The organism is Rubripirellula amarantea, assembly GCF_007859865.1.
GTDB classification, from domain to species: Bacteria; Planctomycetota; Planctomycetia; order Pirellulales; family Pirellulaceae; genus Rubripirellula; species Rubripirellula amarantea.
In genome coordinates this window covers 171,590-184,994 of sequence record NZ_SJPI01000002.1, presented here as the reverse complement: position 1 = coordinate 184,994, position 13,405 = coordinate 171,590, and the positions used below count along the sequence as shown (strand labels likewise).

General features: G+C 55.5%; 8 protein-coding genes. 6 read left to right on the top strand and 2 right to left on the bottom strand.

Annotated elements, in window-relative coordinates:
* Positions 1-133: 133 nt before the first annotated feature.
* Positions 134-631, top strand: coding sequence for a hypothetical protein (locus tag Pla22_RS14195; protein ID WP_165440673.1), 498 nt, complete (start codon positions 134-136; stop codon positions 629-631).
* A gap of 210 nt (positions 632-841) precedes the next feature.
* Here Pla22_RS14195 and Pla22_RS14190 read toward each other — a convergent pair whose 3' ends face one another.
* Together Pla22_RS14190 and guaB are read right to left on the bottom strand one after the other, a co-directional pair.
* The gene (locus tag Pla22_RS14190; RefSeq protein WP_146515513.1) at positions 842-2,650 is read right to left on the bottom strand and encodes a hypothetical protein; all 1,809 of its coding nucleotides are present in this window, start codon (positions 2,648-2,650) and stop codon (positions 842-844) included.
* Positions 2,651-2,678: 28 nt separating this feature from the next.
* On the bottom strand, positions 2,679-4,175 hold the full coding sequence (gene guaB / locus Pla22_RS14185; RefSeq protein WP_146515512.1) for an IMP dehydrogenase: 1,497 nt from the start codon (positions 4,173-4,175) through the stop codon (positions 2,679-2,681).
* Positions 4,176-4,502: 327 nt separating this feature from the next.
* Here guaB and Pla22_RS14180 point away from each other — a divergent pair, with 327 nt between their 5' ends.
* The 5 genes from Pla22_RS14180 to Pla22_RS14160 all read left to right on the top strand — a co-directional run bounded on the left by Pla22_RS14180 (position 4,503) and on the right by Pla22_RS14160 (position 13,081).
* Positions 4,503-6,467 (top strand): preprotein translocase subunit SecA, encoded by a 1,965-nt coding sequence (locus Pla22_RS14180; RefSeq protein WP_146515511.1) that lies wholly within the window; start codon positions 4,503-4,505, stop codon positions 6,465-6,467.
* Between the two features lie 5 nt (positions 6,468-6,472).
* On the top strand, positions 6,473-7,333 hold the full coding sequence (locus Pla22_RS14175) for an efflux RND transporter periplasmic adaptor subunit (RefSeq protein ID WP_165440671.1): 861 nt from the start codon (positions 6,473-6,475) through the stop codon (positions 7,331-7,333).
* A complete protein-coding gene (locus tag Pla22_RS14170) occupies positions 7,330-8,805 on the top strand; it encodes an efflux RND transporter periplasmic adaptor subunit (protein WP_146515509.1) in 1,476 nt (491 codons plus the stop codon). Before Pla22_RS14175 ends, Pla22_RS14170 begins: the two co-directional genes overlap by 4 nt.
* A gap of 13 nt (positions 8,806-8,818) precedes the next feature.
* Entirely contained in the window at positions 8,819-11,020 is a 2,202-nt protein-coding gene (locus Pla22_RS14165; protein WP_146515508.1) for an HlyD family efflux transporter periplasmic adaptor subunit, read from the top strand.
* 264 nt (positions 11,021-11,284) lie between these two features.
* Complete coding sequence (locus Pla22_RS14160) at positions 11,285-13,081, top strand: TolC family protein (RefSeq protein WP_165440670.1); 1,797 nt, start codon at positions 11,285-11,287, stop codon at positions 13,079-13,081.
* Positions 13,082-13,405 lie beyond the last annotated feature (324 nt).

Below are 13,405 nucleotides of genomic sequence, written 5' to 3'. Positions count from 1 at the left end.
CAGATCACATCACCCAACTCACCGTTTTCAGAATCGACGCTTCCCAACGCCCGCCGTTGACAATTGCGTCGGCAACGAGAAACTCAGCGGCACTTCGCCCGGCTTCCTCGCCTTCCTATCTTTCCAAAGTCCTTTGAACTTTCGCTTTATGACCGTTGCTGCCCCCATCTCCGAATCTGACTTGGCATCTGACATCCTGCCATCACCCGCTATGCCAGCACCGGTCATGGTGGCACCAGTCATGCCGGTTCCGGTCGTGCCAACACCGTTGCTGATCTCGGACGACGATGACGACGACAGCGATGACGACGTGGATGACAGCGACGATAGCTCGGACGACGACAGCGACGACGGTGGATTCGGTACCGATCCCGATCGCGGTGACGGATTCAATGACGGGCTCGACGACGACGAAGAAGTCGATGAGTTCGATGACATTGACGAAGATGACTTCGACGACGATTTCGATGACGACTTTGAAGAAGAACTCGAGGACGACTACGAAATCGAAATCGACGATGAAATCAGCGCCGAATTCGGCCTGAACACCGCTGGCGGTGATGAAGACGAAGAAGACGAGAGCATCGACGATGACCTCGACGATTTCGAAGACTTCGAAAACATCGACTGAGTTTGGTATAAGTGCTCGGTCTTCGCAGGCCGGGCTTAGCTTAGCAGCCCGCTGAATGCCCCGACTGGATCAGTCGTGGGCACTCACTTCTTTTAATAACCTGTCACCGCAACCCTGTCCTTTACTAAACCCTGTCCTTTACTAAACCCTGTCCTTTACTAAACCCAGTCCCTTGCTAAACCCCGTCCCTTACTAAGGGATGAGATCGGACTAAGGGATGAGCCAGAACATTCCGGTCATCACGGCGGCTTGCGAGTAGGCACCTCGCAGGCTCAGTGGTACCGGTGGCTTGATCCACGGGGCACAATTGCCAGGGCGATAGTAGCCCAACGAGTACTGACATTCGGTTGGACCATGCACGCCCATCTTGTAAGGCAGCACCGCGATGTTGCCAAAGAAGTGAGCGGTCTGAACGATGGGTTCAAGCACGGGCCCGTGAGTGTGACCGTAGCGTTCTAGGTTGACATCTTCGAAGTACAACGGATTGTGACACAAGTTCGATGCCTTCCACGTCATCGTCGCCGGCGTCCACGAACGAGGCACATAGGCGACTTGTTCGAGTAAGCATTCTTGCGGCAAGCCCCAGTTTTCGTTGATGTAAGCCAAATCGGCTTCGCTCAAGCCATTGATCGGCAAGGTTTCCAACGATCCATACTCGGTCTCGATGACCGCCTTTTCGTAGGCCAAGTCACGCAGTCGTCCGCTCGCAAGCGGCATGCCTTCGATGTTTCGCCATTGGCGAATCGCTTGAGCTTCATCAAACTTGGCTTTCAACTTCTCATAGCGTTCTTCGTCGATTTCATCAGGCCGGTAGGGTGCGCTGATATCAAGCGAGACTTGGTCGATGGTGCGTTTACGAATCTGATCACGGAAATCAGTGCAGGACAAACCTTTGGACTTGGTGAGTTCTTCACGGTCCTTATCCAAATCGCCGTCTTCGTCAAAGTCGTCGGAGTTCAACCGAGCGCGGTCCGCGGCATCGAGCGCGTCAGAAATGTCGTCTTTGTTGGCATCCGAACGACGCTTGAAAGGATTGTCGAAGGTATCGTCGGCACTATCACCGCTTCGATCGCTTTGGCTACGAGGTTCACGCTTCTTCGCTTCACCGTTGGGTTCAGGCAACGCGTCCAACGAATCATCGCTCTCGGCATCAAGGTCATCGCTTTCTTGCGGAGTGTTGTCGCGAAGCAGGTCACGCAACTGAGGCCCATCGTCAGGCGTTTTCAGCTTCATGCGTGGCGGTTCTTCAACGGGTTGAAGCTCGGGCGGATCAAACAATCCGTCACCCATGTCCAAATCGGCAGGTGGCTCGAATTGATTGCCGGGCAATTCCAAGGCCGACTGAGCCTTTTCTCGCAGGTCGTTTGGCATTGACAACTCACCGCCCTGAGGCATCATCGCAGGGGTCTGCTCGAGGGGTTGAGTTTGAGCCGGTGTTCCAGTGCGAGGCGCGCTCAAGCTCTGGGTGGATTGATTCGATTGAATATCGTCGCCGAACGGATCGGTGAAGTAATCCGAGGGTCGGGCTTGGCCTTGGGGAGCCGCAGCAATACTACTGGCACCCGGCATTGAGTTGTCCAACAAGCTGCCTGGTCGCTCAGGTCGACCAAGGTACGCGGCTGGCGTGATGGTTTGATCGGGTGATTGTGCGAGCGATGGATCATGCATTTGAGCATGCGACATGGGCTGACGGACGCTTCGTAGTTCAGGCTGCGACTGCGCCACCTGCAACGACTGGGCGACCTGCAACGATGGCTCTTCGAAAACTTGGTTGGGCGGAGTGACCGTAGTGACCGGGGCGACCGAAGTAACCGGGGCGATGTTGGGACTACGACGCCACTTCAAGTTCGCTTGAACGGGTCGCTGCGAGGGTGTGATCGCAGCAGATCGTTGAACTTCCGCGGTGCGAGGCACCGGCCGCATGATTGGTTGCTGAGCCAGCGAAACGGAACTGCCCAGCAACAGTGCGGCAACAAGTGACGCCCGACGATCTCCGCCATGGACGATCCTGCGCAGCACGGTGGAGACCACCGAGCAACTGGGTTGGTTAGACAGAATCGCCTGACTTGGCGTCAGGACTGTAGTTCGGCGCTTCTTGCGTGATCGCGATGTCATGCGGGTGGTTCTCCCTCACCGTCGCAGCCGAGACGCGTGTGAATAACGCGTCGCGTCTGAGTTCTTGGATCGTCCGTGTTCCGATGTAACCCATCCCAGCTCTTAGTCCGCCAACAAGTTGGTAAACGTAATCACTGAGTGGCCCTTTGAACGGCACACGACCTTCGACACCTTCGGGGACAAGCTTGCCCGCTTCGGTGTTCTTTTGTCGGTACCGATCGCTACTTCCTTTTACCATCGCGCCCATTGATCCCATTCCGCGGTAAGACTTGAACGTCCGTCCTTGGTAAAGAATCATCTTGCCTGGGCTTTCGGCCAGACCGGCAAATAGGCTGCCGATCATCACGGTCGAAGCACCCGCGGCAATCGCTTTGGTGATGTCACCGCTGAAGCGAATTCCGCCGTCAGCGATCACTGGTTTGTCTCGTTCATTCGCCACCTCGACAGCGTCCAAAATTGCGGACACCTGAGGAACGCCGACGCCACTGATCACTCGCGTGGTGCAGATTGATCCAGGTCCAATGCCGACCTTGATCGCGTCTGCCCCGGCGTCGAGTAATGCCCGGGCTCCGTCGGCCGTGGCCACGTTTCCCGCAATGACATCAATGTCCCAACCTCGTTGGCTCTTAATTTCCTTCACGGTCTCCATCACGTTCTTGCTGTGTCCGTGAGCCGAATCCACCACCAGCACGTCAACGCCTTGCTTGATTAGGGCTTCCGCCCGTTCAAAGTCGCCGACACCAATCGCAGCTCCGACCCTCAAACGCCCCCCCGAATCTTTGCAGGCTCGAGGGAACCGCTTCATCATATCGATGTCGCGGATAGTAATGAGTCCCGTTAGTTTTCTATCTTCGTCAACCAGCAGAAGTTTCTCGACCCTTTTTCCCGTTAAAATCCTCTCAGCTTCCTCAAGCGTTACAGTCCCTACAGCCGTCACTAAGTTCTCACGGGTCATGACTTCGCTAATTGGGAGGTCTGGGTCCTCTAGGAAGCGAAGATCTCGGCGAGTCAAAATGCCAGCCAATGTCTGGTCCGCATGCACAATCGGAATGCCAGAGACGTTTGCGACGTCCATCATCTCTGCGGCGCGACCTACTTTGACCTCCGGCGACAGCGTGACCGGGTCGACAATGATGCCATTGGCCGAACGCTTCACTTTGGTCACTTCTTCGGTCTGAGCTTCCAAAGAAAGATTTTTGTGGATGATGCCCATCCCCCCTTCTTTGGCCAATGCAATCGCCATGTCGGACTCGGTTACCGTGTCCATTGGCGATGATATCAAAGGAATTTGAAGCTTGATCCGCGCCGTCAACTGAGAACTGACGTCAACCTCGCTGGGGACAACTTCGCTGTACCGAGGCAACAGCAGGACGTCGTCAAAGGTGACTCCGAGCGGACCGATTTTGGCGTGGGACGGGTTCTGGGTCATGCGAGGGGCTACCGGATCGAGTTTTCGTCAAGTCGAGCGTGAAACCCAGCATTATGAAGGATCCCGGTAAATGGGAAACCCGCCGTCGAACGGAATTTATTCGGCTCTTGGTGGACCTGGTTTGTAATCCCCATTCCGACGTGACCTTGGTGATCCGCCCGCTGGTCCCGACACAAATTCCCATCACGCGATTCGAAAACGCGTTGCTGGTCGGGTTCGTAGCGCGTGTTTCTCACGCTGGTTCCTGCTGCTGGGTTCTCAAAGCTGGGCTCTCAACGGGGACACCGTAACGAATCCAGGAGCGGTCGCTCCCACCCCCCGTAGACTTTGCCGGTTAGTTCGATCGCAATCACCTCGCACCGTCCCACTAGTCGATCAAACCCGAAGAATCGTATTTCTCGTTACTTTGGGTCTCACTTGTCATTTCGCTTTCCGTGGCCGAGAAGCGGTCGGTTCAACGAACAAGCGTTTGTTGACGCAGTTCGTCGTCAAACCGAATCGCTCGCAAAGCACTCCAGCAAGATGCTAGCGAGTGAGACTTGCCGGCTGCGCGATTCGCAAGCCAACGTGAAACACGACTCAATCATCGATGCAGTTGCCCTGATCACCGAAGCGGTTCGGCGAGTGACGGGCAAGACCTACTACGACGTGCAACTGATCGCCGGCTGGCGACTCGCCCAGGGTCGTGTCGCCGAGATTCAGACGGGCGAAGGAAAAACGTTGATCACCGCCATTCCGGCTTTCGTGTTTGCGTTGGCTGGTCGCGGAGTGCACGTGGCTACCACCAATGACTATCTGTCTCGGCGTGACTATGAAACGACTCGTCCGGCGTTCCGACTGCTGGGCCTTACCATCGCTCACCTCGATACCGGACAAGAAGCAGGCGACAAACGAATCGCTTACGGCTGCGACATCACCTACGGTCCCGGTTACGAATTCGGGTTCGATTACTTACGCGATCAAATTGAACGAAGAAAAGGTGAGGCGATGCGATTGGGAGATCGCTTTGTCGAACGAATTCGAGGCCAACATTTTCAAACCACGGCAAGCGTTCAACGACCATGCGCGTTCGCGATCATCGATGAAGCCGACAGTGTCCTGATCGACGAAGCGAATACACCGCTGGTGCTTGGCGGACAAGACCCGGGCCCGCAAACCGATCCCGCCTTGTATCGGATCGCTGACCAGTTCGCGTTGTCGCTGAGCGAAGGCCAAGACTACCGAATCCAAAACGGTGGCATCATCGAACTCACCGAATCGGGCCGACGACTCGCTGGAACGGCGTTTGAGAATCTGCCTCGCAAAAAGATGGCTCGATCGTGGACCGTCTTGGTTCACAACGCTCTTAAGGCGCGTATCGGTCTAAAACCGGATGTTGACTACGTCGTTCAATTGGGCGAAGTGCAAATTGTTGATGCCAACACGGGGCGCATTCATGACGAACGCCGCTGGCAAGGAGGTTTGCATCAGGCCGTCGAAGTGGCCGCCGGACTGGAACCGTCGATTGAAACGCTGACTCAAGCACGCATCACTCGCCAACGTTATTGCCAGTACTACGACAAGCTAAGCGGGCTGACCGGTACGGCTGGCGAGAACGTTTCCGACTTCCGTGAATTCTATGGACTTGATACCGACATCATTCCCACTCATCGACCAAGTCAACGCCAAATCGTTCCGGCTCGGTACTTCGCAAACCATGCCGACAAGATGCGTTTCATCGTTGACGACGCGATGAAGCGATCTCGGAATGGCCAACCGGTTTTGATCGGCACACGCTCGATCAAGGAAAGCAATGCCGTTGCCAGTGCGTTCAATCGGGCCGTCACGCTGCTCAATGGTGTGCAGGATGAAATCGAAGCCGACGTTGTTTCGCGAGCCGGCCAAGCTGGTGCCATCACCATCGCCACCAATATGGCCGGACGAGGTACCGACATCGCAGTCGATGGGCAAGCCAAAGCCGCAGGCGGTTTGCATGTGATCGCGACCGAGCACCAAGATTCCCCGCGGGTTGACCGCCAACTCGCCGGTCGCGCGGCTCGTCAGGGCGACCCGGGCAGCGTGCAATTCCTCGCTTGCCCCCAAGACACTCTGATTGAAAACCATGAGCCGAAACTCGCGGCGACGCTCGCGGGGATCCAACTTTCCACCGGCATCACTGCCGCACACCTTGATTCCGCCATCGCAGGGTTGCAACGCGACATCGATCGTAAACGTTTTGAAATGCGTCGGCAGATGGTGGCTCGCGATGCATGGCTCGAGAACATTCAAAACACGTTGGCAAAGACAGGCTAAACGCAATGAAATTCACCTTCACCCTCTTGATATTGATCGCGGCGACATCGACGTCGACATCGCTTGCCGAGTCGTTCGAAGCGTTCACCGAACCGGTGCAAACGATCGAGCTTTCGGCGTCCGAATCAGGCCGCGTTGCAGACGTGTTCGTCAAACGAGGTGATCGCGTTCAGGCCGATTCGGTAATTCTGCGGTTGGACTCGATCGTCCTTGAGGCTTCCCGTTTGATTGCCGTGCAAGAGGCTGAAAGCACCACCCAGATCGAGAGCTTAGCCATTGAGCGTGACATAAAGCAGAACCGTCGCGAACAGGTTCTCGAGCTGCTCGGAAAAGGAGCCGTCAGTCCCGAAGAGGCCAAGCGAGCAACCGCCGACGCCGACATCGCAGCGCTCAATCACGACGCTGCCCTCGAAAAGCAAAAACTCGCGATGCTGAAGGTGAAGCAGATTGATGGTCAACTCGAACAACGCCTCGTTCGCGGACAAGTCAATGGGCTGGTGATTGATGTCCTGTGTGAAGCGGGCGAGTATGTTTCCTCCAGTCATCCTCACGTTGCCACGGTCGTGGTACTCGACCAACTTCGCTGCACCTTCTTTGTTTCTACCGAAGTGGCTGATTTGTACGAAGCGGGCGAAACGGTTGACGTGATGATGGAACGGACCAACGGCGCTGGCGAACGCCGTCTGCGAGGGAAGGTCGAATACGTCGCTGCGGTAACCCAGGCCGACAGCGGCCGTGTGCGGATGGATGTCTTGATCGAAAATCCGCAACACAAGATTCGCAGCGGACTGCGTTGCCGATTCGATTCCCCGCGTACTCAGCTTTCGCATGTTCCAAGTTATCAAGGTGGGAGCACACGACGATGAAGTCCAACCCCAACACCACCAAGATCACAGCCAAGGCGGTTCCGCATCGCCAAGTCCATCCGCCGCATCCCAATCCATCGTCATCCGATGACGCGACGATGCAATTGAGGATGCGTTTGGCCGAAGCATCAGGCCAAGTCCAAAACACGGGTTGGCTGGTTGAATTGATGCAGTCGCTCGCATCGACCGATCGTTTCTCGACCGCATGCCACGAACTCACATCCCAATTGCAAACTCACCTGGGCGTCGTTCGCGTCGTGTTGGGTTGGAGTGGATCGCGGGCAACTCAGAACGTGGCTTCGATTTCCGGAACCGTTCACCAGGACAAACATTCGGAAGAAGTTCGGCTCTACCAATCGTGTCTCGACGAAGCGATCACTCGCGAAACGATCGGCGTTTGTCCATCGCCGAGCCAAGACAACGATTCGATGCTAAGCCATCAACAAGTCGCCGGACGCGATCGCGAGGTCGTATCCACGCCGCTGATCACCAAGTCGCAAACCACGGTGGGCAGCTTGATGGTGATTGCTTCACGCGGGCAACTCGCGAGCAATCCTCGCGTGATTGACTTCCTTTCGGCGTCCTCATCGCCGCTGGCCGACGTGCTCTCTGCTTGCGAGCGAGCCGAAGGCACACGTTTCACTAAAGCCATTCGCTGGTTTCGCTCGGCCTCGGTCGCGAAGCGAACCGTTAACGGGGCTTGCATCGCTGGCGTGATCGCCGCAGCCTGGATTCCGGTCACCTATCAAGTCGCGGCACCATCGATTATCGAACCGGTTCAACGCAGGTTCTGTGTGGCGCCGCATGACGGTCTACTGGAACAAACTAAGGTCGAACCGGGTGACGTGGTCGAGGTCAATCAACCTGTCGCATCGATGGACGGCCGCGAAGTTCGTTGGGAGTTAGCTGGATTAATCGCCCAACAACGGCGAGCAGCAAAGCAACATGATGCTCACCTAGCGGCTCACAAAACAACCGAAGCGATGCAAGCCGAATTGGAAATGCAACGACTACAATCGCAAATTGATCTGCTGCGTCACCGTGAAAGCAACCTGACCTTGACCGCACCGATCGCGGGCATCGTTTTGTCGGGAAGCATGGACCGTCGCGAAAACTTCCCGGTCGATCAGGGACAGGTGCTCTATGAAATTGCACCCTTAGAGGAATTGCGAATTGAACTGAGCGTATCGAGCGACGACGTTTCGCATATCGCAGAAGGTACCAACGTCGAAATGATGTTCGCGGGATTTGGCAACGAAACCTTTACCGCAACCATCTCGAAGATCCGTCCGCAAAGTGAAGTACGGGACGACCAGAATGTTTTCGTCGCTGAGTGTTTACTCGCGAACCGCGACGGCCGCCTGCGGCCCGGCATGAAAGGTCACGCAAAGATCCAGGGCGACAAGCATGCGATCGGTTGGATCGCGCTGCACCGCGCCTGGGAACAGGTTTGCATGAGAGTGCCCTGGTAAAACCGAAGTCGTTGTGAATCACGTAAACCAACCTACCGCTCCACTTGCATCCGACCCGATCACGGTCGAGGTGATGTCGTTGTGTCCGCAAGTTCGAAACGATTTGCGGATTACTCGCCATATGCATCACGACGTTCCGAGTTTCTTGATCGAAGATCCGACCTCGGGCCGATTCTCGCGCGTCGGCGTAGCGGAATACACGTTCGTTTCTCTGCTTGACGGACGAACGACGGTCGCCGAGGCATTGGCAACTACCGCAGCCAAACACGGGCTCGATGCTTTGGACGAACAGGACGCCGTTTCGCTTTGCGGATGGATCGTCGAGGCAGGATTGGCTCACACACGTGCTTCTCGATCAGGGATGCGAGTGAGTGACGGCGCAAGAAGCCTGCGCGATCAGCAACTGGCTGGTGCCATCAACCCGATGTTCCAAAAACTACCGTTGGGAAATCCTGGATTCATCGTTTCGCCCGTCGTAAGGTTCGCGAAACGGTACCTCGCCAATCGTTATGTCGTTGCCGTATTCATGCTGTGGATGTCGGCGACTTTGGTTGCAGTGGTCGGGAACTACAAGACCTTTTGGGCCAGCACCGGCAATGTGTTCGCCAGCAACAACTGGATCTGGCTTGTTGTGACGTGGTTGATCGTCAAAGGAGTTCACGAGTTCGGTCATGCCGTCGCGTGCCGATGGTTGGGCGGAAGTGTTGGCCAAGCCGGCGTGATGTTCGTGTTGATGATGCCGCTCCCCTACGTGGAGGTCAGCAGCTCGTGGGGCTTTCGCAACAAGTGGCATCGCATCGGCGTCGCCGCCGCCGGCATGATGGTCGAAGCGTTCCTAGCAAGCATTGCGATCTGGGTTTGGATCTACTCCGGCGATCCGGTCGTTCAGATGCACGCGCGAAACCTGATCGTTACCGCCACGATCACAACGCTGGTATTCAACTTGAATCCACTGATGCGTTTCGATGGCTACTACATGCTCTCGGACTACCTTGAACTGCCCAATTTGTCAACCAACGCGAATCGCTGGTTGTCATTCATGCGCCAGAAATACTGGCTCGGCGCGACCGTCGCTCGACCGACTTGGCCCGAAGGCCGTGTGATGATCGTGGCCTTCTACGGACTCGCCGCATTCGCATGGCGGATACTCATTTGCGTTTCGCTTGCCATCGCTGCGTCTCAAATGTTTTGGGGCGCCGGCGTGCTACTGGCGGCGCTGGCGATCGCATTTTGGATTGGCAAGCCTCTCCTACGACTCATTACTCACTGGAACGATCCAATGCGCATCAATCGACGACACTTTGGTTGGGTCACCGGTGCATTGGCAATCATAGTATTTTCGGTACTGATGATTCCGTATCAACGACGCGTCATTGCTCCGATGGTCGTCGCGCACGAAGCCCCCACCGAGATCCGCTCGAGTGTTCGCGGCTTTGTTCGTGAGATACTCGTTGAACCTGGTCAGTCGGTTCGTGCGGGCCAAGTGCTCGCGAGACTAGAGAACCAAGAACTTGAGTTCGACCTGCAGCGTTTGACTACCGAAATCTCGCAATCGCGGCAGCGTCAGCGAGTGCTTCGCCGCGATCAGATGCTGGTAGAGTTAGAAATTGAGCGAGCGAATGAAAACGCTCTGACTTCACGCAAGAACGACTTGACGGTTCGATTGGCCGGCTTGGTCGTTCAATCTGATGTTGATGGCGCGGTGATTCACTCGGATCTAGTCGAACAGATTGGAACTCTTGTTACCGAAGGAAAGCGTTTGTTCGTGATCGCGGATCCAACTCGAATGAAGCTGGTTGCCATGATCGGACAGGATGATGCAGTGACCCTTCGACATCACGATCGGTTCTCGGCCGACGTTTGGGTCGAAGGTCAGGGGCGTATCATTGACGAGATCACGTTCGAACGACTCAGCCCACGTGCAACGCGAGATTTAACGCACCTGGCACTCGCAAGTTCGCTGGGCGGACCGCTTGCCGTGTACTCCAATCCGCAGGCTCAAGACGTTCACCAACGTTATAAACTGGTCGACCCACGCGTTAGTGCCGAAGCCATGCTCAATTTGAGCATGACCACCTCGGGCGCGCTGAAAAGTGGGCAACGGGGGAATGTGCGGTTTGCATTAGATCGAAGGCGCTTGGGTGCAACGCTGCTGGACCAAATGTATCAGTGGCATCGAGTATCCGGCCGTAACGCCACTAAAACGTTTCGCTGATGCGAACGTATATTCTGCGTCGTCCGAAATGTGATGGTTGCAACAGGGGCTTTAGGTTCAGTGGGTAGGTAACGTGCTCAGACACGAAGATGACACTATATGTGTTTTGGTGTATCCAAACATTCAGTGTCCTCTCACCAATGGATTGGTGCCTTGCTCCCCCCAAGCACTCACCTTCATAGCCCTATCGTTCATCGCAAATCCTCAAAGTCACGACGCTTAGCTCAAAGACTGTTACTCGGCTGCCTCACAAGTCTTGCTGCGATGACTTCCCCATCGTACGCGTCGGATCAGACTCATGATTTGGCAGCGATGCAGCGGGCACATGCAGAACTGAAACAAAGCCCGCTCAACGACGTCAATGTCGAATTCGATTCGGGATGGTGGACGTCTTACGTTTCGCAACCACTCAATGCCGAACTAGAACCACTGCCGCTGACGTTGGAAGACGCTCTTCTAGCGACGCTCGAATATAGCACGCAGGTGCAAGTCTTCAGTGACCTTCCTTTGATTCGCGAGACGGCGGTCATCGAAGCAGCCGCTTCGTTCGACTGGCACCAATATCTCGATACACGCTGGGATGACGTCAGCGAACCGATTGGAAATGCGCTCACCGCGGGTGCTGGTGTCGACCGCTTCAATGACCATCGCTGGACGGGCCGCGCTGGACTTCGCAAGCGAACCCATACCGGTGGTACGCTCGATGCATCGCAACAATTTGGTTTCCAGGACAACAACTCGCAATTCTTCGTTCCCGATCCGCAAGGCACCGCGAGACTAGTCCTAGGCTTTACCCAACCGCTGATGCGTGGGCGCGGACGACGGTACAACGACAGCTTGATCTGTTTGGCCAAGATTGACCACGAAGTGGCGGGCGACGAGTTTCGACGACAACTCGAATCGCACTTGCTCGAAGTCGCTCGTTCGTACTGGGCGCTGTATCTCGAACGAGCCGCGTTGTATCAAAAGACCAATTCCTATCTTCGCGGAAAAGCCATTTACGACCGGCTTGCGGCGCGTCGTGAACTGGACGCTAACACTTCACAACTTGTCAGTGCCGAAGCCGCGATCGCCGAACGCTACAGCGATCTTGTGCGTGCTCAAGCCGCGGTCCGCAATGCCCAGTCCCGATTGCGTTCGCTGGTGAATAATCCTGCTTATGCCGATGTGGAATTGCTTCCGACCGATGCACCGTCGTTTGCATCAAGTTCCGTGGACCTCGACGAATCGGTTGCGATCGCGTTGCAAAATCGTCCTGAGATCATGCAGGCGCTCAAGCAGATCAAAGCAGGCGGCATCCGCTTGAGCATGTCCAAGAACGAATTGATGCCCGTCTTGAACTTGGTCACTCAAACCTACGTTTCGGGTTTGGCCGGTCAAGGCGATTCCATTGAAGCATTTGAGAATCAATTTACGGTGGGAACGCCTAGCTATGGAATTGGGCTGCAGTATGAATTTCCCGTAGGCAATCGAGCCGCCGAAGCACGCTTGCGACGTCGAAAGCTAGAATTACGACAGGTCAGCAACCAGTACGAAACCACGTTGCAGACGATCCGTCACGAAGTTGCCGTGGGCGTTCGTGAACTGCAGACGTCGATGACGGAACTTTCCACAAAACAGACGGCCATGCGAGCTCGTTCTGCTCAGCTTGATGCGATGACGGCGCGTTGGGATCAACTCCCGGGCGACCAAACCGACAAAGCTCTGTCGCTTGAAAATCTGCTGATCGCGCAGAACCAACTCGCGAGTTCAGAATTCGAATACTTGACCGCCCAGTTGACCTACAACCTATCCCTCGTGAACCTCAAACGCGTTACGGGGCTATTGTTGCAGAGCGAGCGTGTCGACATCGCAAAGATCTGCGAATGCGGACTCCCAAGAAATATCCTTGTGAAGAACAACGACGAATCGTTGGCAAGCTTTGGCATGTTGGAAACGGGGACTCACCAATCGCAAGAGTACCATCCTTCGCAATCACCGGTTGATAATCCAAACGAGGTAGATTTCTATCACTACGAATCGCCAGGGCTGATGGAAGTCCCTTTGGTTGAAGAGCTATAGACCAAGTCATTGGCTGACTACTCAACGCCGACGTGCTACCTAGCACGTCGGCTTTTTTCGTAGGGTCAAGCGGTCGTATCCGTGAATCAACCCATGCCATGCGATTGCCAATCGTTGCGGCGTCTCGCGCCTGACAACCGCCAAAGGACTGACTTCCGCATGCGTTGAACTATTCGCTACGACGCGACGAATCCTTCATGTTCTCGCGACTCGATAAGCAGCCTGGCAAAGACTGACTATTGCGACGGTTAGTGGACACTTGGCTCGCATGATGTGCTGATACAGATACTAAGGTCACCGCCATCGGTGCACCTTGTCTGATCA

What these genes read in the sequence shown, in the direction of transcription:
- Pla22_RS14160 (WP_165440670.1), top strand. Translation starts at nt 11,285, where the DNA reads ATGACTTCCCCATCGTACGCGTCGGATCAGACTCATGATTTGGCAGCG.
- Pla22_RS14175 (WP_165440671.1), top strand. Translation starts at nt 6,473, where the DNA reads ATGAAATTCACCTTCACCCTCTTGATATTGATCGCGGCGACATCGACG.
- guaB (WP_146515512.1), bottom strand. Translation starts at nt 4,175, where the DNA reads ATGACCCAGAACCCGTCCCACGCCAAAATCGGTCCGCTCGGAGTCACC.
- Pla22_RS14170 (WP_146515509.1), top strand. Translation starts at nt 7,330, where the DNA reads ATGAAGTCCAACCCCAACACCACCAAGATCACAGCCAAGGCGGTTCCG.